The 25,140-nt window shown below is 65.6% G+C and carries 16 protein-coding genes and 1 pseudogene; 13 read left to right on the top strand and 4 right to left on the bottom strand.

Features of this window, described 5'->3' with window-relative positions; translation table 11 throughout:
• The first annotated feature begins 68 nt into the window (after positions 1 to 68).
• The 3 genes from mgtE to rpmF all read left to right on the top strand — a co-directional run bounded on the left by mgtE (position 69) and on the right by rpmF (position 2,839).
• Positions 69 to 1,481 (top strand): magnesium transporter, encoded by a 1,413-nt coding sequence (gene mgtE / locus AC0X69_RS08190; RefSeq protein WP_482612969.1) that lies wholly within the window; start codon positions 69 to 71, stop codon positions 1,479 to 1,481.
• Between the two features lie 53 nt (positions 1,482 to 1,534).
• On the top strand, positions 1,535 to 2,551 hold the full coding sequence (locus AC0X69_RS08185) for a glycoside hydrolase family 25 protein (protein ID WP_482612968.1): 1,017 nt from the start codon (positions 1,535 to 1,537) through the stop codon (positions 2,549 to 2,551).
• Between the two features lie 99 nt (positions 2,552 to 2,650).
• Positions 2,651 to 2,839, top strand: coding sequence for a 50S ribosomal protein L32 (gene rpmF, locus AC0X69_RS08180; RefSeq protein WP_014891260.1), 189 nt, complete (start codon positions 2,651 to 2,653; stop codon positions 2,837 to 2,839).
• Between the two features lie 53 nt (positions 2,840 to 2,892).
• On the opposite strand, the gene AC0X69_RS08175 is transcribed toward rpmF, so the two are convergent.
• Together AC0X69_RS08175 and AC0X69_RS08170 are read right to left on the bottom strand one after the other, a co-directional pair.
• Positions 2,893 to 3,678, bottom strand: a complete 786-nt coding sequence (locus tag AC0X69_RS08175) for an SDR family NAD(P)-dependent oxidoreductase (protein WP_482612967.1) — start codon at positions 3,676 to 3,678, stop codon at positions 2,893 to 2,895.
• Positions 3,675 to 4,187 (bottom strand): tellurite resistance TerB family protein, encoded by a 513-nt coding sequence (locus tag AC0X69_RS08170; RefSeq protein WP_482612966.1) that lies wholly within the window; start codon positions 4,185 to 4,187, stop codon positions 3,675 to 3,677. The genes AC0X69_RS08175 and AC0X69_RS08170 overlap by 4 nt, the downstream gene beginning before the upstream one ends.
• A 309-nt stretch (positions 4,188 to 4,496) precedes the next feature.
• Between AC0X69_RS08170 and AC0X69_RS08165 the strand changes: the two are divergent.
• From AC0X69_RS08165 to AC0X69_RS08155, 3 genes and pseudogenes are all read left to right on the top strand, one after another.
• A pseudogene (locus AC0X69_RS08165) lies at positions 4,497 to 6,779 on the top strand (heavy metal translocating P-type ATPase); the annotation flags it as partial.
• Between the two features lie 117 nt (positions 6,780 to 6,896).
• Positions 6,897 to 7,766, top strand: a complete 870-nt coding sequence (locus AC0X69_RS08160; protein ID WP_482613328.1) for an efflux RND transporter periplasmic adaptor subunit — start codon at positions 6,897 to 6,899, stop codon at positions 7,764 to 7,766.
• A gap of 169 nt (positions 7,767 to 7,935) precedes the next feature.
• A complete protein-coding gene (locus tag AC0X69_RS08155; protein WP_482612965.1) occupies positions 7,936 to 8,496 on the top strand; it encodes a cytochrome b in 561 nt (186 codons plus the stop codon).
• A gap of 77 nt (positions 8,497 to 8,573) precedes the next feature.
• Here AC0X69_RS08155 and AC0X69_RS08150 read toward each other — a convergent pair whose 3' ends face one another.
• A complete protein-coding gene (locus tag AC0X69_RS08150) occupies positions 8,574 to 9,383 on the bottom strand; it encodes an N-formylglutamate amidohydrolase (RefSeq protein ID WP_482612964.1) in 810 nt (269 codons plus the stop codon).
• Positions 9,384 to 9,706: 323 nt separating this feature from the next.
• Between AC0X69_RS08150 and AC0X69_RS08145 the strand changes: the two genes are divergently transcribed.
• The 7 genes from AC0X69_RS08145 to addA all read left to right on the top strand — a co-directional run bounded on the left by AC0X69_RS08145 (position 9,707) and on the right by addA (position 24,017).
• Positions 9,707 to 10,540, top strand: a complete 834-nt coding sequence (locus AC0X69_RS08145; protein ID WP_482612963.1) for a transglutaminase-like domain-containing protein — start codon at positions 9,707 to 9,709, stop codon at positions 10,538 to 10,540.
• Positions 10,541 to 10,913: 373 nt separating this feature from the next.
• Positions 10,914 to 12,323: an adenosylhomocysteinase gene (ahcY, locus tag AC0X69_RS08140; RefSeq protein WP_482612962.1), complete on the top strand. Its 1,410-nt coding sequence runs from the start codon at positions 10,914 to 10,916 to the stop codon at positions 12,321 to 12,323.
• 335 nt (positions 12,324 to 12,658) lie between these two features.
• Positions 12,659 to 15,160, top strand: coding sequence for a sensor histidine kinase (locus tag AC0X69_RS08135; protein WP_482612961.1), 2,502 nt, complete (start codon positions 12,659 to 12,661; stop codon positions 15,158 to 15,160).
• Complete coding sequence (tsaE, locus tag AC0X69_RS08130; RefSeq protein WP_482612960.1) at positions 15,157 to 16,695, top strand: tRNA (adenosine(37)-N6)-threonylcarbamoyltransferase complex ATPase subunit type 1 TsaE; 1,539 nt, start codon at positions 15,157 to 15,159, stop codon at positions 16,693 to 16,695. Before AC0X69_RS08135 ends, tsaE begins: the two co-directional genes overlap by 4 nt.
• A gap of 34 nt (positions 16,696 to 16,729) precedes the next feature.
• Complete coding sequence (locus AC0X69_RS08125; protein ID WP_482612959.1) at positions 16,730 to 17,422, top strand: nucleotidyltransferase family protein; 693 nt, start codon at positions 16,730 to 16,732, stop codon at positions 17,420 to 17,422.
• Positions 17,423 to 17,427: 5 nt separating this feature from the next.
• Positions 17,428 to 20,535, top strand: coding sequence for a double-strand break repair protein AddB (gene addB / locus AC0X69_RS08120; RefSeq protein WP_482612958.1), 3,108 nt, complete (start codon positions 17,428 to 17,430; stop codon positions 20,533 to 20,535).
• Positions 20,532 to 24,017, top strand: coding sequence for a double-strand break repair helicase AddA (gene addA / locus AC0X69_RS08115; protein ID WP_482612957.1), 3,486 nt, complete (start codon positions 20,532 to 20,534; stop codon positions 24,015 to 24,017). Before addB ends, addA begins: the two co-directional genes overlap by 4 nt.
• Here the strand turns inward: addA and AC0X69_RS08110 are convergent.
• On the bottom strand, positions 24,014 to 25,090 hold the full coding sequence (locus tag AC0X69_RS08110; protein WP_482612956.1) for an AI-2E family transporter: 1,077 nt from the start codon (positions 25,088 to 25,090) through the stop codon (positions 24,014 to 24,016). The two genes, addA and AC0X69_RS08110, sit on opposite strands and share 4 nt — an antisense overlap.
• Positions 25,091 to 25,140 lie beyond the last annotated feature (50 nt).

Below are 25,140 nucleotides of genomic sequence, written 5' to 3'. Positions count from 1 at the left end.
GGCTTGCCGGTTTGATTTCTCGCGCCCGCGGGTTAAGAGCGCGACCACAATATAGCGCGGGAGCGCCTATGCCGCTCGATCATGAAGATACGGCGACCGCCGCCGAGGACTTCCGCGACGGCGGGACGAAGTCTCTTAACCCGGAATTCGTTCTGGACGTCGAAGGCGCGATCGCCCTCGGCGATTCGGCGCGCGTTCACGAGCTCGTCGGCGACCTGCACGAGGCGGACCTCGGCGCGCTGCTGGAGCTCTTGAGCCACGAAGCGCGACCCCGCCTCGTCGAACTGATGGGCGCCGACTTCGACTTCACGGCCTTGATGGAGGTCGGCGAAGCGACCCGCGAGGAAATCCTGGAGGAGCTGCCGGTCGAGACGCTCGTCGAGGGCGTGCGCGACCTCGAAAGCGACGACGCCGTCGCCATCCTCGAAACTCTGGAGCCGAAAGAGCAGGCGGAAGTCCTCGACGCGCTGCCGGCGCAGGAACGGATCGTCCTGCGCCGCTCGCTGGATTATCCCGGGGATTCCGCCGGGCGCCTGATGCAGACGACGCTGGTCGCCGCGCCTCCGTTCTGGACGGCGGGCCGGGTGCTCGATTTCTTCCGGGAGAGCGGCGAAGAGAATCTGCCGGAAAACTTCTTCGAAGTCTTCGTCGTCGATCCCGGCTACCATCTGCTTGGGACCGTGTTTCTCGACGCGCTCGTGCGCGCGCGGCCCAGCGCCCGGCTCGACGAGATCATGCAGGAGGATCGCCGGCGGGTGAAGGCGACGGAAGACGGCGCCGAGGCGGCGCGCCTCTTCGAGCGCTACAATCTCGTCTCCGTGCCGGTCGTCGATGAATCCGAACGGCTCGTCGGCGTGCTCACCATCGACGACATCGTCGATGTCATGCAGGAGCAGGCGTCCGAGGAGATCCTGGCGCTTGGCGGCGTGAATCCCGAAGAAGAGCTGACCGACGATTTCTGGTGGATCGCGAGGAGCCGCTTCACCTGGCTCTCGGTCAACATGCTGACCGCCTTCATCACCTCTTCCGTGCTCAAGACATTTCAGTCGCAGCTCGAGCAAATGGTGGCGCTCGCCGTGCTGGGGCCGATTGTCGCGGGGCAGGGCGGCAATTCGGCCACTCAGACCATGACCGTCGCCGTGCGCGCGCTCGCGACCCGCGAACTGACCCGCGCCAACGCGTTCCGGATTATTTTGCGGGAGCTCGCCATCGGCGCGGTCAATGGCGCGGCCTTTGGCATGGTCACCGGGATCGTCGCCGCCAACTGGTTCCATAACGTCGGGCTCGGGCCCGTCATGGCCTTGGCGATGTTCACGAATCTGGTGGCGGGCGCCCTGGGCGGCATCGTCGTGCCGCTCGCTTTCGACAAGCTCAAGTTCGACCCGGCGGTGGCCTCAGGGCCCTTCGTGACGACCATTACCGACGTGATCGGGTATGGGGCCTTCCTTACAATCGCCAGTTTGTGGTTCCATCTGGGCTGAGGCGCGGCGGCGCGTTTACGCTCCGTTACCGCCTGCGGAGATAATTTGACGAAATGCGCTCGTTGAAATGTTTTCCCCTCTTTGCCTCCGCCACTTTGTGCGCCGCGCTCGCGGCGGCGACGCTCGCTGGCTGTGGCAGCTCCTATGACCCAAGCTTCTCGCGCCGGCCGCGCTTCCAGACCAGCGCGCCGTTGATCAATCCCAAGCGCGATCCGAGCTTCCTCGCCTACGCCGTGCCGGAGACCGAACTGCATAAATTCCCGGCGACGCGCAGCGCCGAATTCGCCGTCCACGGCATCGACGTGTCGAAATATCAGGGCAACATCGACTGGGAGCAGGTCAAGGACTCTGGCGTCTCCTTCGCCTTCATCAAGGCGACCGAAGGCGGCGACCGGGTCGACTCGAAATTCGCCTATAATTGGGCGGCGGCGAAGGCGGCCGGGGTGCCGCGCGGCGCCTATCATTTCGTTTACTGGTGCCGCCGGCCGCATGAAGAGATCGGCAATTTCGCCAGCGTCGTGCCGAATGAGCCGGACGCGCTGCCGCCGGTGCTCGACGTCGAGGCGACGCCGACGTCGGGAACCTGCAAACGCACGCTCTATCGCGAGGAAGTGCTGCGCGACATGAAGGACATGCTCACGCAGATGGAGCGCCATTACGGCAAGAAGCCCATCATCTATTCCTCGGTCGACTTCTATCAGGCGATCCTGCATTCGGATGCGCTGTCCGAATATCCGATCTGGGTCCGTTCGACGAAATATCACCCGCAGGTGCGTTACGGCGACCGCAAATGGACCTTCTGGCAATATCGTTCGGACGGACGCGTGCCGGGGATCACCGGCGCGGTCGACCAGAACACGTTCAACGGCTCCGCCGATCACTGGCGAAACTGGCTGGCGCATCAGACCGGCCTGTCGGCGGCGCCGGTCGCCGCGCGGCCGGCCGACGATCGCGGATCGAAACAGCTCATCGAGGAAGATCCGGCCATGGTCCCTCAGGAGAAGGACAGCGGCTTCAAGCCGCCGGCTTCGATCGAGGGCGGCCCGGCCGCACGCGACAGGCAGGGCTAGCAGGGGTAGCCACAGCGGGCGATTTGGTGTATTCGCGCCCATCCTTGAATTTTCGTCCCGCGCGCTCAGACGCCGGCGGGACGCGTCGGAGAGAAGAAAATGGCCGTTCCAAAGAGAAAAACCTCGCCGATGAAGCGGGGCTTCCGTCGCTCCGCCGACGCCTTAAAGGCGCCGACCTACATTGAGGACAAGGACTCGGGCGAGCTGCGCCGGCCGCATCACGTCGACCTCAAGTCGGGCATGTATCGCGGTCGTCAGGTGCTGAAGCCGAAATCCGTCGAGGAATAAGCCTTCCGACGCGCGAAGAAACGAAAGCGAGCCGCGAGGCTCGCTTTTTTGCTTTAGCGACGCTTTTGCGCGGTGGCGAGCAGCGGCAGCAGCAGCGCGCGCGGCGTCACCGCCGAGCCCCAGACGAACATGCGGTTGGCGATGCCCGGCACGATGACGCGCTTGCCGGCCATCAGCCCCTCATAGCCTTGGCGCGCAACTTCGGACGCCGGCAGCATCGCCGGCTTGATCGCTCCCATGAAGCCGGAAAGATCGAAACCGGCGCGCGCCTGAAAGCCGGTCAGCACCGGACCCGGACAGAGGCAGGCGACCTTGACGCCCGAAGGCTTCAGCTCCTGCGACAGCGCTTCGCTGAACGAGCGCACATAGGCCTTTGAGGCGTAATAGACGGCGAAACCGGGCCCCGGCATGAAGGCCGCGACCGAAGCGACGTTGAGCACGCCGCCCTTCTCCGCGACGATCGTTGGCAGGAAGCGGAGGGTCAGCGCCGTGAGGGCGCGCATGTTGAGATCGACGATCGCGAGTTGCTCGTCGGCGTCGAGCTCGATGGCGCGGCCCATCAGGCCGAATCCCGCGTTGTTGACGAGGTAGCGCGGCGCGGCGCCAGCCTCCGCGAGGCGTTCCGACAAAGCGTCCGCGGCTCCTTGCTCGGTAAGATCGAGCTCGATCGGCAGCGGGCGGATCGCGCCGGCAGCGGCGATGTCGTCGGCGAGCGCTTCGAGGCGCTCGCCGCGGCGGGCGACGAGCGCCAGCTCATGGCCCCTTGCGGCGAACACGCGGGCAAGCTCCGCGCCGATTCCCTCCGATGCGCCGGTGATGACCGCGACAGGGCGCGTCACTGGCCGCTGTCCTTGTCCTGCGACCAGGGCCCGCTCGGGCCGCTTGGCGGAGCGGCGGCGGCGTCGCGGACCTCGCGGCGCAGCTCGACGCGGTCGCGGGTCGAGACGCCGAGCAATTCGGCGACGCGCCAGACGACATTCTCCTCGAATTCGTGGACCGCGCCGTCCGCATGCGCCATGTCCCAGAGCATGCCGACGATCTGGCGGCGTCCGTCATCGTCGAGCCGGCGCTTCAACACGCTGGTGAAGCGATAGAGGTCGACGGCGTCGCGTTCGCTCTCCTGCGCCGAGTCGATGAGTTCCGCCGCCTCGTCGCCGGCAAGGCCGAAGCGCGCCTCGACGAGCTGGCGAATGCGAGTCTTTTCAGCGTCGTCGAAGTCGCCGTCGACCGAGGCGATATGGACGAGAAGCGCGGCGGCGGCGAGCTGATAATCCGCGGCGTCAAAGGCCTTGGGCCGTTCGGCCTCGCCAGTGAGTTCGCTGATGAAGTTTTTCAGGGCTGACAGCATGGGGCGCGAAGCTAGCGGGGCGGGGGCCGCGTTGCAAATCCGAACAGATCAAGGGGCGCGAGAGAGCCAGACCAGGGGAGGCGTAGCCGGACCGCTTGTCGCCAATTTGCGTCCAACTGATGTCTCGCGCCGCCGGCGCGGGACCGCGCGGTGTCGCACCCTACTCAGGGAGCATTGCTGCGGCTGAGCAATTATACGCTTGACGGTCGCGGCCAACGAGCGCGGCAAAGTTCGACACGCCGTCGTCGATGTTGTTGTGTTCGCATGTTAAAGCCCGGATCAGCGAAGCGGATGGGGAAAGGGATTCAGATCAACGATCGAACCATCGCGCGCGCGCTGATCGTCTTCGCGCTCAGCGGGCTCGTGATTGGCCTTGTCGCCATGTTCGCCGGACGTGCGGAGCTTGCGCGCTGGGCATGGATTGCCGCAACTGCGCCCGTCATCGCGGCTCTCGCGTTCGCGATTATTCGCGACCTGCGCGCCGGCCGAGCGGGCGTCGACGTGCTGGCGCTCCTGTCGATGACGGGCGCTCTTGCGCTCGGCCAAACATTGGCGGGGGCGATCGTCGCCGTCATGTATGCCGGCGGCCAGGCGCTGGAAGATTTTGCTGTCGGTCGCGCAGAACGAGATTTGAAGGCGCTCATCGATCGCGCGCCCCGTGTCGCGCACCGCAAGCAAGGAGACGCGCTCGAAGACGTGCCGATCGATCAGATCGACGTGGGGAACATCGTCCTGGTGCGCGCCGGCGAGGTCGTTCCGATCGACGGTCACGTCGCCAGCCCCAGCGCTCTGATCGATGAATCAATGCTGACAGGCGAGCCGATTCCCGTCGCGCGTCAAGCGGGGCAGGCCGTCAGCAGCGGCACGATCAACGTCGGCGACACATTCGAAATGCGCGCCGTCGCCACGGCCGGCGATAGCGCCTATGCCGGCATTGTCCGCATGGTGACCGCGGCGCAGACCGCCAAGGCCACCTTTATACGCATGGCGGATCGTTACGCGTTGCTGCTTCTGCCTGTCACGCTTTGTATTGCCGGAACGGCCTGGTGGCTGTCAGGCGACGCCGTCCGCGCGCTTGCGGTGCTCGTTGCGGCGACGCCATGCCCTCTTATCCTTGCTGCGCCGGCGGCTTTCATCGGAGGCGCCTCGCAAGCCGCGCGCCGAGGCGTCCTTGTAAAGGGCAGCGGACCGCTCGAGGCGCTCGCGCGCATCCACACCGTGATGTTCGACAAGACCGGGACGCTGACCGTCGGCGGCGCGCGGCTCGTCGCCATCGAGACGGCTCCCGGCGTCGCGCCCGACGAGGCGCTGCGGCTCGCCGCTTCTATCGAACAAGCCTCGCATCATGTTCTAGGGGCGACGATCGTCTCCACGGCGCGCGGCAAGGGCCTTTCGCTGGAAGCCCCTCGGGACGTTCGCGAGGTCCTGGGATCCGGATTGGAGGGCGTTCTAGAGGGACGCAAGATCGGCGTCGGCTCTCTTGAGTTCGTCCATGGCGAAGGACGACTGCAGGAATGGGCGCGTCGGGCTGCGCGCCGCGCGTCCTGGCGTTCGGCGCTGACGGTGTTCGTGGCCGTCGACGGGCGCGTGATCGCCGTTTTGCTGTTCGCCGACGAGTTGCGCAGGGAGACGCCACGCGCGATCCAGGCGTTGCGCCGGGCCGGCGTATCGAGAATCGTCATGGTGACCGGCGATCGCGCGGAACCCGCCGAAACGATCGGCGCGGCCCTCGATCTCGACGCGGTGCTCGCCGAACGCGTTCCTTCCGACAAGGTTGACGCGGTCGCCACAGAACGGCGGCTCGCGTCAACCCTGATGGTCGGCGATGGCATCAACGACGCGCCGGCCCTCGCCGCGGCCGATGTCGGCTTGGCGATGGGCGCGCGCGGCGCGAGCGCTTCTTCGGAGGCGGCGGACGCCGTCATTCTCATTGATCGCCTCGATCGCGTCGCCGAGGTGGTGGCGATCGCCCGGCGCACCCGCGCTATCGCCATGCAGAGCATCGTCGTGGGGATGGCGCTCTCTGGCGTAACGATGATCGCAGCCGCTTTCGGCTATGTGACGCCGGTCGCCGGGGCGCTCTTACAGGAGGCGATCGACGTCGCCGTCATTCTAAACGCGCTGCGCGCGCTCGCGCCGCCGAACGCTCTCGGCCGTCCGCCGATGTCCGAGGCCGCTGCCGCCATACTTCGCGAGGAGCACGAAAAATTGGCGCCAAGCCTTGAACGGATGCGTCAGATCGCCGATGCGCTGGATGACGCACAAGGGGCCGAGGCGGCAGACTACATCCAGGAGGCTAATCGGATTATCGAAACAGTGGTCGCTCGGCACGAACGCCAGGACGAGGCGACGATCTATCCGCGCGTATTGAGGTACCTGAAAAACGGCCATGCGTTGAGCGCCATGAGTCGCGCGCACCGCGAGATCTTGCATCAGGCGAGGCTCCTCGGCCGTCTGTCGGAGGGGCTACGGCCGAGCGACGCCGAGCCTTATCTCGTTCGCGACGCGCAACGCATCATCGAGTCGATCGAGTCCCTCGTGCACATTCATAATGCGCAGGAAGAGGACATCTATGAGGACGCCGCCGCGCAACTCGATCTTGAGTCTCAGCCGTCGAATGACGAAAGACTGAATGCCCATGACAAACGTGGCGCAACGGCGTTCGAGCGAGCGCTCGATCGCGCCTCCGATGGCGCACGGCGCTGGCGAATGCTCGCAGGCGCCCTCATCGTAATCGCCTTCGCTGCGAGCGGCGCCTACTGGGGCTGGCGTCACTATGCTCGCCTGCAAGGTGGCGCGCTGGCGCCCGAGAACGCGTGGAGCGAGCCGGTGACAGCGCGCATCACAGTCGACTCGACGGCGATCGGCGCCGTTGTTTCCGGCCTCATAGACGCCGTGTCCTGCGATGTCGGATCTATCGTGAAGGGCGGGCAAATTTGCGCGCAAATCGACGCGCGCCCTTACCGGCTCGTCGTCGAACGCAGCGAAGCGAGTCTGAGTCTCGCAAATGAGAGGCTTGAGAAGGCCAGGCGCCAACGCGCGCGCGCGCAAGCGATTTACGAGCGACATCAGAGCCTCTTGAAGCGCAGGGCGATCGCACGCAGCACGCTTCAGCTTTCGCAGAAAGCATTTGAGCGAGCCCGGGCGGAAGTCGCCGCCGCGGAAGCTCACGTCGCTTCGGCCCAAGCGGCGCTCGCTCTCGCAAAGAGCAATCTCGAGCGCACATCCGTTGTTTCGCCGATCGCCGGGACGATCGTCGCCCGCAACGTGGCGGTTGGCGAAGCGGTCGGCGCAAGTCGGACGGAACCCTTGTTTCGCGTCGCCGCCGATCCCCGCAGGGTAAAAATTGCCGTCACTGTCGGTTCGCGGCTGGCTGACGCGCTGCACTCGGGCGACGCGGTGTCGGTAGGACTGGACGCGGATTTGGACCATCCGTTTGCGGGAAGCGTAACGCAGATTTCGGTTAGCCCGGAACCGAGCGGCGCTGCGACCTACGACGTTGTCATCACCTCGGTTCATCCCGAGATCCGGCCGAAGCCGGACACGACGACAAGGATCCGTATCCTGCCGGCGCATTGAGCCGAAACGGACGTGGTCTCTTCGTCGCGGTCACGATGACGGCAGCGACTGACACTCACGAGTGAGCGCATAGCCGAGCCGATCGATTATCGACGCTCGACTCAAATTTGCCGAGGTGAGGACCAAATCGCGTAATAGAGGTCTGCGGAACAATAGAGGAGGCCCCCAAATGCAATGGCGCAACTCTCAGCGAGGCTATGGCGCAACGGCGCAACTGGTTCATTGGCTTTCCGTGCTTCTCGTGGCCGTCGCTTGGATTCTGGGGACCGTGGGCGAAGACCTGCCTCGGGGAAACGCCCGTCATCTTGGAGAATTCATCCATGTTTCGGCGGGAGAGTTGATCGCCATTCTATTGATCGTTCGTGTCGGGTGGCGTTTCTTCGATCCGCCGCCGACTCCGGAACCGACGCCACTCGGAGGTGTGGGCGATATCGCCGCCAGGATCGTTCATTTTTCGCTATATGCGCTGCTCGCCGCGGTGATCGCCTTCGGCGTCGCGACGCAGTTCGCGCATGGCGACGCGCTCTCCTTGCTCGGGATCGTCGAAGTCGCGTCGCCGTGGACCAAGGACAAAAGCTTCGCGCACGACATGAAGGAAATTCACGAAGCTCTAGCGAACGGGCTTATCATCCTCGCCATGATCCATGCGGGGTCCGCATTGATCCATCATTTCGTTTTTCGCGACCGCACCCTGAGCCGGATGGCGCCGAGCGTCTTGCGACCTCGTTGAGGTCGAAGGGCTTTGCATGAAGGAATCCAGACGGCGCGACCGGCACTCGTTGGATCCAGGCGGCGCAGCGACCTGCCTCAAGGCGTCGCCATTCCTGTCTCCTGAGACGACGACGTCAGCTCTTGATACGCCTGCGGCAGCAAACGGGCGAGAAGCGCGCCCCAAGCGCGCTGTCCGCTCTCGCCGGCGATCAGGTCCTGGCGGATCTCGACTTCGACGTGAAGCAGCCCGCGTCGCTCGCCATGAACGGGAATGGTGTAATCCGACTCGTCGCTCACGCTATAGGGCTCATTGTCGCCGACGATGAGCCCTGCTTCGCGTCTGAGCGACGCGATCAGCAGATCGGCGAAACGGGCGTCGCGATTGTACAGCACGCCAGCATGCCAGGGCCGCGCTACGCCCATGAAGACAGGGGTAAAGCTATGCATCGCGACCAACGCCGCCGGCCGGCCTTCCTTCCTCCGCCGATCGAGCTCGGCGCTGATCCGATCATGATAGGGCTGGAAAATCTCGCGCAGCCGCGCATCCTTCCGAGCGTCGCTCAAGCCGACGTTTCCCGGTATCGGCGTAAACTCGCTGATCTCCGGGATTGACGTTTCCGACGCCGGCGCGCGGTTACAGTCGATGACCAGGCGCGAATAGTTTTGTTGCACCAAAGTGGCGTCGAGCGCGTCCGCCACGAAGCGCGAAACCGCCGCTATGCCGATGTCCCAGGCGATGTGGCGCGCCAATTCGACTTCCGGAACGCCGAGCCTGTCGAGCGCGCGCGGGATGGAATTGCCCGCGTGATCGACCACGATCAGAAACGGCGACAGGCCGTGTTCATTGTGCACCGTGATCGGCGCCGGCTCGTCGACCGCCAGCAGGCGGCGCGGCATTCCATTCATTGGCGTTCTCTTTCATTGGATCGGCGGCGGCGCACAGCGAGAACGACTCCTGTTCCTGGCGCGGAAATTGCCTTCGATCGGACTCGCACTATCCGCAACTTGGATCAGCGCGGGACCGCTTCTCACCGTCCGGCGCGTCACCACTTACCATTACAAGAAGCCTGTCGCAGTCGGCGAACGCCGCATGACGCCGCGTCCGCGCGAAAGGGAAGCAATTCCGCTTGAAGGAACGTGGATCGGTATGGCGTCCGACCACGTGGGGGTAACGCCCGCGCGCGACGATTGCGACGGCTCCGCTTGCACTGGCCGAGGAGGCTTTCCCGATGAAGATTCGCGCCGGCTACGAAATTTCCTATGACTGCCCGCAGCCGACGCCCATGATCCTGACGCTGAGCGTCCATCCGTCGCGACTCGCTGATGTGCTGACCGCGGATCGCATGCGACTTGATCCGTCCATCCCCGCTAACACGTACCGCGACAGTTTCGGCAATTTCTGCCATGTGATCCGCGCGCCTGCGGGCCGGCTCACAATGTCCTCGGACTTTCTTGTTCAGGACGACGGGAAACCGGATCCGATCGCCCTCGAGGCCGAACAGCATGCGCTCGAAGACCTGCCGGTGGAGGTTCTGATCTATCTGCTCGGCAGCCGTTACTGCGAGACCGATCGCCTATCGGATATAGCATGGTCGCTATTCGGTCAGGTTCCGAAGGGGTGGCCGCTGGCGCAGGCGATCTGCGACTATGTCCACGATCGCATCGCGTTCGACTATGAACATGCGAGCCCCACAAGAACAGCGTGGGACGCCAATATGGATCGGCGCGGCGTTTGCCGCGACTTCGCCCATCTCGCCGTCGCCTTGTGCCGCTGCATGAATATTCCGGCGCGTTACTGCACCGGCTATCTGGGGGACATCGGCGTGCCGCCCGATCCTTCGCCGATGGATTTCAGCGCCTGGTTCGAAGTCTATCTCGGCGGCCGCTGGCACACCTTCGACGCCCGCCACAACATGCCGCGAATTGGACGCATCCTGATTGCGCGCGGACGCGATGCGACGGACGTCGCGATGGTAACCTCATTTGGCCCGTGCACGCTCGCGAGCTTCAGGGTGATCACCGAGGAGATCTCCCCCGGCGGCCAGACTGCGACTTTGACATAAAGAAATCTTTATATCTTTATTGCCTTTCTCGGCGACCCCTGATATAGGCTCTCGCGAGCCGCTGGCCTGTGCCGGCGGCGCGAATTCGGCGAGCCGTCCTGGTGGGTCATTCCCGGCAGGCCGCAGGCCCGACCGGGAATCCAGAGCCGCTCCAGGAATACTGGTCTCGCTCGGGATTCGCGATCGCTTGGCGCGCGCACGCCTGGGGAACAAAACCGAGGGGTTTGACCGAGAGGCGGACTTCGAGGCGTCGCCGAAGGGCTTGCTCTGGATTCCCGATCGCGCTTGGCGCGCCGGGAATGACACCCGGGCTGCGATTGAGGCGCATTCGTAGAATCCACCGAGCCGCGCAGGAACACAAAGAGGATTTCGCATGACAGCACATCACTTTAACGATTTCGCCGTCACCGATCTTTCGCTCGCCGAATGGGGCCGCAAGGAGATCGCCATCGCCGAGACGGAAATGCCGGGCCTGATGGCGACCCGCGCCGAATTCGGCCCGGCGCAGCCGCTCAAGGGCGCGCGCGTCGCCGGCTCGCTGCATATGACCATCCAGACGGCGGTGCTGATCGAGACCTTAAAGGCGCTCGGCGCCGACGTGCGCTGGGCCTCCTGCAACATCTATTCGACGCAGGACCACGCCGCCGCCGCCATCGCCGCGACCGGCACGCCGGTCTTCGCCAAAAAGGGCGAGAGCCTCGAAGACTACTGGGACTACACTCACAAGATCTTCGAATGGGGCGACGGCGGCTGCCCGAACATGATCCTCGACGACGGCGGCGACGCGACGCTGCTCATTCATCTCGGACTGCGCGCCGAGCAGGGCGACACGGCCTTTCTCGAGACCGCCTCTAATGAAGAGGAAGAGGTTCTCTACGCCTCGATCAAAAAGCGCCTGAAGGCCAATCCGGGCTTTTACAAGCGCAACGCCGACGCGATCAAAGGCGTCACCGAGGAGACCACGACCGGCGTGCATCGCCTTTACGTGATGCACAAGGAGGGCAAGCTCCTCTGGCCGGCGATCAACGTCAACGACTCGGTCACGAAGTCGAAATTCGACAATCTCTATGGCTGCCGCGAGTCGCTCGTCGACGGCATCCGTCGCGCCACCGACGTGATGATGGCCGGCAAGGTCGCCTGCATCGCCGGCTATGGCGACGTCGGCAAGGGCTCGGCGGCCTCGCTGCGCAACGCCGGCTGCCGCGTCATCGTCACCGAAATCGACCCGATCTGCGCGCTGCAGGCGGCGATGGAAGGCTATGAGGTGACGACGATGGAAGACGCGGCGAAGCGCGCCGACATCTTCTGCACGGCGACCGGCAATGTCGACGTGATCACGATCGACCATATGCGCGCGATGAAGGACCGCGCCATCGTCTGCAACATCGGCCACTTCGACTCCGAGATTCAGGTCGCCGGCCTGCGCAATCTCAAATGGCACAATGTGAAGCCGCAGGTCGATGAGATCGAGTTCCAGGACGGCAAGCGCATCCTCCTGCTCGCGGAAGGGCGCCTCGTGAATCTCGGCTGCGCGACGGGCCATCCCTCTTTCGTGATGTCGGCGTCGTTCACGAACCAGACGCTGGCGCAGATCGAGTTGTGGACCAAGCAGGGCCAGTATGCGGTCGGCGTCTACACGCTGCCCAAGCACCTCGACGAGAAGGTCGCCTCGCTGCATCTCGACAAGATCGGCGTCAAGCTGACCCAGATGACCGACGAGCAGGCCAAATATCTGAACCTGCCGAAGAATGGCCCCTTCAAGCCGGAACATTACCGCTACTGAACCAGGTTCAGCGGTTTACCGACGCGCGGCCTCGCTCCCTACCGGGAGCGGGGCCGTCTTTCTTCAGGCCGTCCGATTCCTCGCCGAAACGCGATTCCGTTTTGGGCTTTTGCGCTTTAGATTGGGGTTGATTCGTCTGCGGCGCGACGGGCGGCCGACGCAGCCCTCGTCTTACTGCCGCCGGAGTCCGTCCGCCTGGACTTGCTTGCCCGCAGGCTATTGCATTCTGCATGAACCGCTTACGGCGTTGTTGTGATGAGCACCCGCAATTGACCGTGGAGACCGGTTCTCGTGACGCGCCAATCCGATCGCTCGCAAGCGGAGTCGTCCTCGCAATGATAGGACGGCGGCGCGCGATCCACCTATCTGGCGCTCCTTCATTCGCCGGCTTTTCCTTCGGCTCCCTGCTGTTGTGGCTCGAGGCGACGCCCGCGCGCGCGGCGGGCTTGCTAGAGGACCTGCCGATCGATCCGCAAATCGTCAGTTTTGCGTTCAGCGGCGGGCTGGCGATTTTCGCCGCATCGATCGCCATCACGCATGTGCGCGAACGCGCGGCGTGGCGGCGCCGCGAAGCCAGTCTGAGCGGCGACTTCGACGACGCTCGCGCCAGGCTCGATCAGGCGAAAATCTTCCTCGCCGCCGAGCCGCAGATCTTCGTCTCCTGGAAGGCTCCCGACGCCGAACCCGACATCCATTCCTCTTCTCTCGTCATGACGGGCGCGGCCGTCGCGCCGCGCCGCCTGCTGGATTTCGGCGCCTGGCTCGCGCCCAAGGACGCCGAGGGGCTTGAAAGCGCGGTCGATCGTCTGCGGCGCACGGGCGAAAGCTTCCGTCTGGCGCTCGCCGGCGTCGCCGGACGGCACTTCGACGCGGACGGCCGCGCGGTTGGCGGCAGCGTCGTGCTGCGCATTCGCGAAGTCTCCGGCGACCGGCTGGAGCTGATCGGCCTTCGCGAGCGCCACGCGGGAGCGCAATCCGAACTCGCCGGTCTGCGGGCGATGCTGCAGGCGCTGCCGGCGCCATTCTGGATTCGCAATGACGCCGGCGAACTCGTCTTCGTCAACGAGGCTTACGCGCAGGCGGTCGAAGCCAAGAACCCGGAGGACGCCGTCGCGCGCAAATTGGAGCTGCTCGATCAGTCGGCGCGCAGCGCCGCCGAGCAGGCGCGCGCCAGGAACTGCGTCTGGCGCGAGCGCGTCAACGCGGTCGTCGCCGGAGAGCGCCATCTGCTCGACGTCACCCAGGCTTCCGCATCGAGCGCCGCGGCGGCGATCGCGATCGATCGTCACGAAGTCGAGACGGTGCGGGCGGATCTCGAACTGCAGATGCAGTCGCATGTGCGCACGCTCGATCAGCTGCCGACCGCGGTCGCAAGCTTCGATCGCGCGCGCCGCCTCATCTATAGCAACGACGCTTACGCCAAGCTGTGGCAGCTCGATCCGAAGTTCCTCGAACAGCGGCCGACGGACGGGCAAATCCTCGATCGCCTGCGCGCCGAGCAGCGCGTGCCGGTCGAATCGGATTACAGGGCGTGGAAGGAGCGGCTGTTCGAAGCCTATCGTTCGCCAGAGCCCGTACGTCATACATGGCATCTGCCCGACGGGCGCATCATCGACGTCGTCGCGCATCCGAACCCCAAGGGCGGCGTCACCTATCTTTATGACGACGCCACCAAGGCCTATGACCTCGAAACCCGCTTCAACGCGCTCGCCCGCATGCAGAGCGAAACGCTGGAGACGCTCCACGAAGGCGTTGCGGTCTTCGGCTCCGACGGTCGCCTGAAGTTCAGCAATCCGGCCTTCGCCCGTCTGTGGCGGCTCGACGCCGAGGAACTCGCGCAGAGGCCGCGCTTCGACGCGCTCGCCGCCAGATGCCGCGCGCTGCACCCCAAGGAGGAGACGTGGGAGGCGCTGCAGGGCTTCGTCACCGGCCTCAACGAAATGCGCGAAGGCTTCACCCGGCGCATCGAGCGTAATGACGGCGTGGTTCTGGACTGCGCGGCGCAACCGCTCCTCGACGGCGCCGCGCTCCTCACTTTCGTCGACGTTTCAGCCGACGTGAATGTCGAGCGTGCGCTGACGGACCGCAACAAGGCGCTGCTCGCCGCCGAGAAGCTGCGCAACGACTTCATTCATCACGTCAGCTATGAATTGCGCTCGCCGCTCAACAACATCAACGGTTTTGTGCATCTCCTCGGCGAGGAGTCGACCGGCGCCCTCAATGCGCGCCAGCGCGAATATCTTGGTTATGTGAGCAAGTCCTCGGCGGCGCTGCTTGCGATCGTCGACGACATTCTCGATCTCGCCACCATCGACGAAGACGCGATGGAGCTGGAGATTTCCGACGTTGACGTTCAGGCGACGATGCGCGCAGCGATCGAAGGCGTGCAGGACCGGCTCGCCGAAAATTCGATCGACGTGCAGATCGTCGCGATGGACGACGTCGGATCGTTCCGCGGCGACGCCAAGCGGGTGCGTCAGATCCTGTTCAATCTCCTCTCCAACGCCATCGGCTTTTCGCGTCCTGGCCAAACGGTGACGCTCGCCGTTTTGCGACGCGACAGCGACATCGTGTTCAAGGTCACCGACCGCGGGCGCGGCATTTCGCCTGAGATTCTGGAGCGCGTCTTCGATCGCTTCGAGTCGCACACCGCCGGCTCTCGCCATCGCGGCGTGGGGCTCGGCCTCTCGATCGTGCGCGCCTTCATGGAGCTCCATGGCGGCAAGGTCTTGATCGATTCTGCGCCCGGCGAAGGCACGACCGTAACCTGCATCTTCCCCGCGCATGCCGCGCAGGAACAGGATCTTCTTGCGGCGAGCGCCGGAGGGGCCTTATGAGCGACGAGTCCGCGCCAAAGACGGTCTGGCGCCTCGACGTCGCGAGCGAAGCCGAGACGACCGAACTCGCGCAAGAATTTTCGACGCTCGTTCGCAGCGGCGACGCCGTCATGCTCTCGGGCGACCTCGGCGCCGGCAAGACCACTTTCGCGCGAGCGCTGATTCGCGCGCTGGTCGAAGACCCGCGGCTCGAGGCGCCGAGCCCGACCTTCACGCTGATGCAGGTTTACGAAGGCGCCGGCCGGCGCGTCGTGCACGCCGATTTCTATCGACTGGAAAACACTGAGGAACTTGAGGGATTGGGCTGGGACGAGGCGACCGAGGATTCGATCGTGCTCGTCGAATGGGCCGAACGCGCGCGCGATGCGCTTTCGCCCGATCGCCTTGAAGTGCGGCTGAGCTTTGTCGACGGCGACAATCGCGAGGCGCGTCGGCTCACCATTTCGGGCTATGGCGGCTTCGTGTCGCGGCTCGCCTCGTTCAAGGCGATGCGCGAACTCCTGCGCGCGTCGGGTTGGGCCGGCGCCAAACGCCAGTTCCTGCAGGGCGACGCCTCCTCGCGCGCCTATGAGCGGCTCGAAAAGCGAAATGGACAGCGCGCCATACTGATGATCTCGCCGGCGCGGCCGGACGGACCGCCGATCCGCTACGGCAAGTCCTACAGCGCCATCGCGCGACTCGCCGAAAACGTCGTCCCCTTCGTCGCATTGTCGCAAGGGCTGCGCGGCCTGGGGCTCTCGGCGCCTGACGTCTACGCCAAGGATGCCGCCGCCGGCCTGCTCATCATCGAGGATCTTGGCGGCGAGAGCGTCGTCGACAAAAGCGGCCCCATCGCCGAGCGCTACCTCGAGGCCGCGGGAGCGCTCGCTCGTCTTCACGCGCAGCGCCTCCCGGATGTGATCGCGATCGAAGGCGACGGCGATTACCAGATCCCGCCCTATGATCTCGACGCGCTGCTGATCGAAGCGGAACTGCTCGTCGACTGGTATCTTCCGCGTCTGAAGGCCGCCATCTCGTCCGGCGCGCGGGCCATCTTCCTCAATCTTTGGCGCCAGACGCTTACCGATGTCGTGAGCGCCGCGCCGACGTGGACGCTGAGGGATTTTCACTCGCCGAATCTTCTGTGGCTTGCCCAGCGCAAGGGCGCGGCGCGGATCGGCATCCTCGATTTCCAGGACTGTGTGCTCGGCCATCCCGCCTATGACGTCGCCTCCCTCGGGCAGGACGCCCGCGTCGACGTGCCGGACGATTTGGAGTTGAAGCTCCTCGCCTCTTACGCCAAACTGCGTCGCGAGGCCGATCCCGGGTTCGACATGGCCGGTTTCGCCAAGGCCTACGCGATCCTCGCGGCGCAGCGCGCGACGAAGATCCTCGGGATTTTCGCGCGGCTGGATCAGCGCGACGGCAAGCCGCAATATCTCGCGCATCTTCCGCGCGTTGAATCCTATCTCAAGAAGAGCCTCCGCCATCCGGCGCTGGCCGACATCAGGGCTTGGTATGAGGCCAATATCCCCGGCTTGTTTCGCGACGCCTGAGTCGCCGGCGCCCGCGCGCGCCCCAAGCGTCGCCATGGTGTTCGCCGCCGGGCTTGGAACGCGCATGCGGCCGATCACCGACAGGACGCCGAAGCCGCTCGTCTCCATCGCCGGCCGCACGCTGATCGATCGCGCGCTTGACGAATTTGAGGAGGCGGGCGTCGAAACGGCGATCGTCAACGTCCATCACCTCGCCGATCAGATCGAGTCGCATCTCGCCAGCCGCGCCCGTCCGCACATCGTGATCTCGAACGAGCGCGATCTGCTGCTTGACCAAGGCGGCGGAATCAAGAAGGCGCTTCCTCTGATCGGTGAAGATCCTTTTTTCATCTGCAACACCGACGCATTCTGGATCGACGCTGCGCGCTCCAACATTCTTGCGCTCGCCGAAGCCTTCGACGCCGACAGGATGGATGCGGCGCTGCTGCTCGCGCCAACGCAGGAAAGCGTCGGGATAGACTGGGGCGGGGACTTCGATCTCGACGCGCAAGGTCGCATCATCCGACGCGAAGGCCCCAAACCCTATGTCTACGCCGGCGTGGGACTGATGAAGCCGCAGGTCTTCGCGGGCGTCGCCGATGATGTCTTCAAACTCGCGCCCTTCTTCTTTGAGGCTGCCCGCAAAGGGCGACTCCACGGCGTCGTCTCCAGCGGTCTTTGGCTTCACGTCGGCACCGTCGCGGCCATTGAGGAAGCCGAACGGGCGATTGCGGCGCGTCGCGGCTGAAGCCGATGCTGTCCGGCCGGCGCAACCTCTTCACCATCGCGCCTGGCGCGCCGTTTCTGAAGACATTCGTTTCCGCGCTGCTCGATGGCGAGATCGTTCCCGCCCTGTCGCGCGATACGCCGCCGCTGGCGATGGCGCGCGCGACGATCTACGTGCCGACCCAGCGCGCGGCGCGGGCGCTCGCCGCAGAATTCGCGCAAGTGTTGGATAGGCGCGCGACGCTGCTGCCGCGCATTCTGCCGCTCGGCGCTCTGGAAGAACGGGAGAACGCCGCTCTTTTCGGCGCGGACTTCGACATGGAGGCCGATGCGCCCGTCGCCGCGCCGATCGAAGAGCTGGAGCGGCGCCTCCTTCTGTCGCAGCTCATACTGCAATGGGCGCGAGCCTTGGGGCGCGCGATCATCTCGATCGATCCAACTGGCGCGCCCAATCTGCACGAGAGCGAGCCGCTTCTCGTCGCGGCGACGCCTGCCGCCGCTTACGCGCTCGCCGCCGATCTTGGCGCTCTGATCGACGAATTGCACATCGAAGACGTCGCGGTGGACGCCTTCGAGTCGCTCAGCGACGAGGCCTACAGCGATTTCTGGGCGATCACGACGCGATTTCTGCAGATCGCCCTGCGCGAATGGCCGCAAATTCTTGCGGAGCGGGGCCGTATCGACGCCAGCGCCTATCAGAAGCGTCTGGTTGACGCGCAGATCGCGGAGCTCACTCGTGCGCCGCACGCGGGGCCCGTCATTGCGCTCGGCTCCACGGGCGCGCAGCCGGCGACGGCGCGACTGCTCGCCGCCATTGCTGCGCTGGAAAATGGCGCAGTGGTTCTGCCGGGCCTCGATCAGATCATGAGCGCCGACGCCTGGGTGAGAGTTGGTCAGGCGGGGAGCGTCGGCGAGCCGGCTTTCACCCATCCGCAGACGATGTTGAAGCGCCTGCTCGCCATGATGGGCGCCGCCCGCGACGAAGCGCGTGAACTCGCGCGCCTTGGTCCAGCGCTCGCGGCGCGCCGCGCCCTGGCGTCGCAGGCCATGGCGCCGGCTGAAGCGACGTCCGCGTGGCGCGACTATCAGGCGGCGGAGAGCGACGGCTTCGCGCAGGCGCTCGAGGGCGTCGTCGCGCTTGAAGCGCCCGACGAGCGGCTCGAAGCCCTGGCGCTTGCGCTTTTCATGCGCGAGGCGCTGGAGACGCCCGGCCGCACCGCGGCGCTCATTACGCCGGATCGGCTTGTGGCGCGGCGCGTCGGCGCCGAGCTGCGGCGCTTCGACGTCGAGATCGATGATTCCGGCGGCCTGCCGCTCGCGCGGACCCCCATCGGCGCACTGGCGCGGCTCATTGCCATGATCGGCTCGGAAGGCGCGGGCGCCGTGAATGTCGCCGCGCTGCTGGCCCATCCGCTGACGGCGCTCGGCGTTTCGCGCGCGCGCATCGCCGCGCTCGCGCCGCTCGTCGAGATCGGCGTTTTGCGGGCGTTCACGCAGCCTGACGGCGGCTGGGCGTCTCGCGTCTCGCCGGCGCGCGATTTGGCGCGCGCGCCGCATGCGCATCCTGCGGCGCGCCGTATCAGCGATGACGACTGGCGGAGTATCGAAGGCACGCTTTCGCGCATCGACGCCGCTTTCGCGCCTCTTGCCGGCTTGGCGCCGACGGCGTCGCTGTCGGAACGCGCGCGCGCGCATCGCGCCGCGATCGACGCCGTGATCGCCGGCGTCGACGAGATCGACGAGGAAGGCGCGTCGGCGCTGTTCGAACTCCTCGAACGGCTCGCGCACGCGGAGGCGCCGGAAGGCTTCGACGCGCGAAGCTACGCGGCCGTCTTCGATCGCATTGTCTCCGAGACGATGCTGCGCGGCCCCAGACGCGCGCATCCCCGGTTGAAAATTCTCGGTCCTCTCGAAGCGCGGCTCATCGACGCCGACGTCGTCCTGCTTGCAGGGCTGGATGAAGGCGTATGGCCGCCGCAGACCGACACGGGTGCCTTTCTCAACCGCTCGATGCGCGGGCAACTCGGCCTGATGGCGCCGGAGCGGCGCATCGGCCAGAGCGCGCATGATTTCATCATGGCGTTGGGCGCGAAGCGCGTGGTGCTGAGTCGCGCCGTTAAACGGGAGGGCGCGCCGACGACGCCTTCGCGCTTCATCGCGCGTCTCTCGGCGCTCGCGGGCGACGCTTTCGCGGACTGTAAAAAGCGGGGCGACGCGATGCTTGCGATCGCAGCGGCGCTGGACCGCCCTAAGCAGGCCATTTCGATCGAACGGCCGCAGCCGCGCCCGCCTCTCGCGCTGCGGCCGCAACGGTTGAGCGTCACCCGCATCGAACGATTGCGGCGCGACCCTTACGCGATTTTCGCCGAATATATTCTCAAACTCACGCCGCTGCCGCCGATCGGAAGGGAAGCCGGCGCGCGCGAAATCGGCATGGCGATACATGAAGCGCTGGCGGAATTCGTGCTGCAACATCCGCGCGGCGCGCTTACCTCTGGCGCGCGCGACATTCTGCGCGGTCTCGCCCGCGAAAAGCTCAACGGGTTCATGGACGACCCGGCGTTCGTAAGCTTTCAGCGGCCGCGCATCGAAGCCGGACTCGATCATGCGCTCCGGTTCGAACAGGAGCGGCGCGCGCTCGATTGCGAGATACATGTCGAAACGCGCGGCGAGATGGCGCTGACGCTCGGCGACGGAAGCACATTTCGCTTGACCGCGATCGCCGATCGCATCGAGATCGACCGGCAGGGGCAGGCGTATGTCTTCGACTACAAGACTGGCGCGCCGCCTTCCAACAAGCAGGTCAAAGTCGGCTGGTCGCCGCAACTCACTCTCGAGGCGGCGATGATCGAGGCCGGCGCATTCGCCGAAGTCGGCGGGCGTTCGGTCGCTGGCGCCGCCTATATCCGGCTTAGAAAGGGCGGCGAAACTCAGTGGCTTGAATGGAAAGACGCGCGCTTCGCCGACATCGTCGCGGCGCATCGCGCGCAGCTTCATGAACTTCTATCGCAGTTTCGCAGCGAATCGACGCCCTATGCCTCACGGCCGCATCCCGCCTTCCTCAGCGACATTGGCGATTACGATCATCTCGCGCGCGTGAAGGAATGGATGCGCGGCGGCGGAGAGACGGCATGAGCGAACGTCCTGTCGGCAGCCTGACGATCAAGCGTCAGCAGACGGCCTCCGATCCGTTCGCCTCCGCCTGGGTCTCGGCGCATGCGGGGTCGGGAAAGACCCATGTGCTCGCGCAACGGGTTTTGCGGCTGCTGCTCGCCGGCGCGCGGCCTTCGCAGATTTTGTGCCTCACCTATACGAAGGCCGCCGCAGCCAATATGGGCGCGCGGGTGTTCGACGCGCTCGCGCGATGGGCGACGCTCGACGACGTCGCTCTCTTCGATGAAATCGGCCGGATAGGCGTGACCGTCGGGGCGCGCTTCGACCTCGATCGCGCCAGGCGGCTTTTCGCGCGCGCGGTTGAGACGCCCGGCGGACTCAAGATCCAGACGATCCACGCCTTCTGCGAGAAGCTGCTTCACATCTTTCCGCTTGAGGCGAATGTTCCGGCCTCCTTCCGCGTCGTCGACGATCTCGAGCGCGCCGAGCTGATGGACGCCGCGCGCCGCCGCGCGCTCGACGCCGCGACGCGGGATCGCGGACCGCTGCGCAAGGCGCTGGAGCTTGTCGCCCGCGACACTTCCGCGGCCGGCTTCGACGCGCTCTGCGAGGAACTGCTGCAGCATCGTCAGACCATCGCGCGCATGCGCGAGCAGGATGATTATGAGGGCGGAATTTTCGCGGCGGTCGGATTGCGCCGCGAAGAAACCCTGGCGCGGATCGAAGAAGCGATTGTCGACGAAGGCGAGCCGCCGGCGGCGTGGCCCGCGCTCGCCGAAAGGCTGCGCGGCGGTTCGAGCAATGACGGCAAGCTCGCCGCCTCGCTCGAGGCGGCCTTCGCGCTTGCCCCACATCCGGACTGTATCGAGAGCTATCTCGCGACCTTCTTCAAAAAAGATGGCGAGCCGCGCGGCGCCGGAAAAACGGGAATCATCACAGCCACGCTCGCCAAGCGCGAACCGCTACTTCTTGCGCGCATGGAGGCGGAACGCGACAGGCTCATTCCGCTGATCGAAAAGCGCAAGGCGGCCGCCGCCGCCGAACGGTCGCTGGCGCTCGACGCGCTCGGCGACGCGATCCTCGAAGAATATGAACACGCCAAGCGGCGTCGAGGATTGCTGGACTACGACGATTTGATCGAAGGCGCGCGGCGCCTGCTCCATCGTTCGAGTCCGTCCTGGGTTCTCTACAAGCTCGACGCGCAGATCGAGCACATCCTGCTCGATGAGGCGCAGGATACGAGCTCGCACCAATGGGACATTCTGGCCGCGCTCGCCGACGAATTTTGCGCCGGCGCCGGCGCGCGGGAAGCGAGGAGCGGCCCGCCGCGCAGCTTCTTTGCGGTCGGCGACGAGAAGCAGTCGATCTTTTCGTTCCAAGGCGCCGCGCCGGAGAAATTCGACCACATGCGGCGCGAGTTTCACCGAAGATTCGAATCCGTCGGGCGGCGCTTCGAAGTCGTGAGGCTCACCCAGTCCTTCCGCTCGGCGCCCGGGATTCTTCAGGCGGTCGACGCCATTTTCGCCGTCGAGGAAAATCGCCTCGGCCTGTGCTGCGATCCGCAGGAACCCGCGCCAAGACATGAGGCGTGGAAGTCCGACCTCGCCGCGCTCGTCGAGATATGGGAGCCGATCGGCGCCGAAAAGACGCAGGACGCCAGCGATTGGCGCCTGCCGCTCGACTATGCCGACGCCAGCGACCCCAATGAGCGTCTCGCGCAGAGGATCGCCCGCAAAGTGCGCGCGCTGCTTGCGCCGGAGAACGGCGAGTGCGTCGATGAGGGCGGCGTCCTGCGTCCTGTCCGAGCCGGAGACATATTGATTCTCGTGCGCAAGCGCGGCCCGCTTTTCGAGGCGATCATTCGCGCCTTGAAGAGCGAACATGTCGCCGTAGCCGGCGCCGACCGGCTCAATCTCGCCGACCACATCGCCGTGCATGATCTCGTCGCGCTCGGCCGCGCGGCGCTGCTGCCGCAGGACGATCTGACCTTGGCGAGCGTGTTGAAATCGCCCTTCTTCGGTTTCGATGATGACGATCTCATCGCGCTCGCGCCCGGCCGCTCTGCGTCGCTCATCGAAGCGCTTGCGCAATCCGAAGACGCGCGGCATCGCCAGGCGGCGGAACGGCTGCAGCGGTTGCGACGCGACGCCGCCGAACTCGCGCCGTTCGATTTCTACAGCCGCATTCTCGGCCCGGATGGCGGCCGCACGCGGCTTGTCGCACGGCTTGGCGGCGAAGCCGAGGACGCCATTGACGAATTCCTGAAGCTCGCCGCGAGTTTCGAACGCGAACAGCCGCCCTCCCTCACGGCTTTCCTGGCGATGGCCGAGTCGCTCGATGTTTCGATCAAGCGCGACATGGAGTCGGCGGGCGACGCCGTGCGCGTGATGACCGCCCATGCGGCGAAAGGGCTGGAGGCGAAAATCGTCTTCCTGCCGGACACCTGCGGCGCGCCCGCCGGCAAACATGATCCGAAGCTCTACGCACTCGGCGCGACGGACGACGCGGTTCTCCTCAGGTCGCTCGGCAAGGACAGCGATCCAGCCCCGCTCAGGCAGGCGCGCGACGCGCATCGGCGTCGCGAACGCGAGGAAAGCCAGCGCCTGCTCTATGTGGCGCTGACGCGGGCGGAGGAGCGGCTTTACATCTGCGGCGCGCACGGCGTGAACGGGCGCGCCGACGGCTGCTGGTACGACGCCATTCGCGATGCGCTCGAGCCGGACTGCGAGACTTTCCCCGATCCGCTCGAATCTGAAGCCACGGTTCTCCGCCGCGGCGCGACGCCTACGCGTTTTGAGTGTCAAAGAAGCGAACCGGGGCCTGTCGCCGTCGAACTTCCTTCCTTCGCCACGACCAAGGCGAGGAGAGAAGACGCGCCCGCGCCGCCGTTGCGTCCGTCGAGCGCGCTCGCCGGCGCCGACGCCGTCGCTTACGGCGCTGAGCGCTCGGCCGCGAGCCGAGGCGAAGCGGAGCGTCTGCTGCACGGCCGCCTGGTTCATGCGCTGCTGCAGCATCTGCCGGCCTGTGCGCCAGATCAGCGTCCAAACGCGGCGTGGCGCTTCCTTGCGGCGCGCGGCGGCTTTCTGGACGAAGACAAACGCGAGGCGCTTGCCCGGGCGGCGCTCGCGGTCATCGCAGACCCGCGCCTCACCGCGCTGTTTGGGCCAGATTCGACGCCCGAAGTCGACGTCGTCGCGACGCTCGAGAATGGGGCGGTCGTCTCAGGGCGCATCGACCGGCTCGCCGAAACGGCAAGCGAGATTTTCATCGCCGAATTCAAGACCGGAAGGCCGCGCGCCACATTGGAAGACGCGCATCTGCGACAGCTCGCGCTCTATCGCGCGGCCGTCGCGCCGCTCTTTCCAGGCAAGCGGCTGCGCGGCTTCGTGATCTTTACGCAGAACGCCAGCGTGCTCGAAGCGGACGAAATGGCGCTGATCGAGGCGCCTCAACGCGCGCTCACGTCGGGCGCTGCGTTGGGCGAGCCGAGCGGCCGAAGCTAAGACGCTTCGTCGGGCCCCACCCGGCGGCGCCAGAACTCCAGCAGCAGCGGGCTGAGCGCCATGACGATCGGGCCGAGGACGATGCCCGACGCGCCGAAGAGTTGAAGGCCCCCGAGCATGGCGACGAACGCCGGAACCGTGTGCAGCCGCATGCTGTCGCCAACGAGAAGGGGCCGCACCAGATTATCGATGCTGGCGATCACCACGCCGCCCCACAGGCCGAGAATGATGGCTTCGACCCACCGGTCCTCGATGAGGAGGTAGATCGTCGCGGGGATCCAGACGACGAACGAACCCAGCACCGGCACGATGGACAACAGGCCCATGATGAGCCCCCACAACACCGGCGAATTGAATCCCAGCACCCAGAAAATGAAGCCGCCGAGCACGCCCTGCAGCGCCGCGACGGTGAGCGTTCCGAAGATGATCGCGTTGATCGTGTCGCGCACGCGAACGATGATCTTGCCGGTTTCGAGATTGGAGAAGGGAGACAAGCGGGCGAGCGTTGGAAGCGCGAGGGCTCGATCGCGCAAAAAGAAGAAAAGGAGGTAGAAAGCGAGCAGGGTCGTGATGATCTGGCCGGTCGACGCTCGCAAAAAATTCGCGGCGATGTTGGTCACAGAGGCGCCGAGCTGCGACAGGATGGCCTGCAAATCAAGTCGGCGCTCCGCCCAGCGCTCGAAGCCCGCGAGCCACGGATGCGCGTCAAGCATCGTTCGCCATTGGCCGCCCTGCACCGTTTTCTGGACGTAGTCGACTCCCGCCGTGGCCTCATTGACCAGGCGTTCGAACACGAGAAGGAGCGGCGCGACCACGACGAGCGCCACGATCAGCGTGGAGAGTCCCGCCGCGACTGAGGGCGGCAGGAAGCGCTCCAGCATGCGATGCGGACCAATGAACATAACCGCGAGCACGAGCCCCCAGGTGAGCGCCGGCAGGAAGGGCGCGGCAACGAACAGCGTCGCGGCGATAATGGCGAGGGTGACGGCAAGCCTGGCGAGAACGAAAACGTCGATCGAAACGTTCTGATCCTGCTCGACGAGCGCCCCCGCCTCAAGCTGCTCCTCGTTCATGTCCGCCTCTGTCGCTGCATCCAGCCTATAGACAGGGCGCGCCGCGGGCT

This window comes from Methylocystis sp. Uni0008, assembly GCF_056838045.1.
This window is presented reverse-complemented; position numbering and strand designations above follow the sequence as displayed.

Excerpts from the sequence above, each read along its gene's own strand:
- mgtE (WP_482612969.1), top strand. The coding sequence starts at position 69 with ATGCCGCTCGATCATGAAGATACGGCGACCGCCGCCGAGGACTTCCGC.
- AC0X69_RS08185 (WP_482612968.1), top strand. The coding sequence starts at position 1,535 with ATGCGCTCGTTGAAATGTTTTCCCCTCTTTGCCTCCGCCACTTTGTGC.
- rpmF (WP_014891260.1), top strand. The coding sequence starts at position 2,651 with ATGGCCGTTCCAAAGAGAAAAACCTCGCCGATGAAGCGGGGCTTCCGT.
- AC0X69_RS08170 (WP_482612966.1), bottom strand. The coding sequence starts at position 4,187 with ATGCTGTCAGCCCTGAAAAACTTCATCAGCGAACTCACTGGCGAGGCC.
- AC0X69_RS08160 (WP_482613328.1), top strand. The coding sequence starts at position 6,897 with ATGCTCGCAGGCGCCCTCATCGTAATCGCCTTCGCTGCGAGCGGCGCC.
- AC0X69_RS08155 (WP_482612965.1), top strand. The coding sequence starts at position 7,936 with ATGCAATGGCGCAACTCTCAGCGAGGCTATGGCGCAACGGCGCAACTG.
- AC0X69_RS08150 (WP_482612964.1), bottom strand. The coding sequence starts at position 9,383 with ATGAATGGAATGCCGCGCCGCCTGCTGGCGGTCGACGAGCCGGCGCCG.
- AC0X69_RS08145 (WP_482612963.1), top strand. The coding sequence starts at position 9,707 with ATGAAGATTCGCGCCGGCTACGAAATTTCCTATGACTGCCCGCAGCCG.
- ahcY (WP_482612962.1), top strand. The coding sequence starts at position 10,914 with ATGACAGCACATCACTTTAACGATTTCGCCGTCACCGATCTTTCGCTC.
- AC0X69_RS08135 (WP_482612961.1), top strand. The coding sequence starts at position 12,659 with ATGATAGGACGGCGGCGCGCGATCCACCTATCTGGCGCTCCTTCATTC.
- tsaE (WP_482612960.1), top strand. The coding sequence starts at position 15,157 with ATGAGCGACGAGTCCGCGCCAAAGACGGTCTGGCGCCTCGACGTCGCG.
- AC0X69_RS08125 (WP_482612959.1), top strand. The coding sequence starts at position 16,730 with ATGGTGTTCGCCGCCGGGCTTGGAACGCGCATGCGGCCGATCACCGAC.
- addB (WP_482612958.1), top strand. The coding sequence starts at position 17,428 with ATGCTGTCCGGCCGGCGCAACCTCTTCACCATCGCGCCTGGCGCGCCG.
- addA (WP_482612957.1), top strand. The coding sequence starts at position 20,532 with ATGAGCGAACGTCCTGTCGGCAGCCTGACGATCAAGCGTCAGCAGACG.
- AC0X69_RS08110 (WP_482612956.1), bottom strand. The coding sequence starts at position 25,090 with ATGAACGAGGAGCAGCTTGAGGCGGGGGCGCTCGTCGAGCAGGATCAG.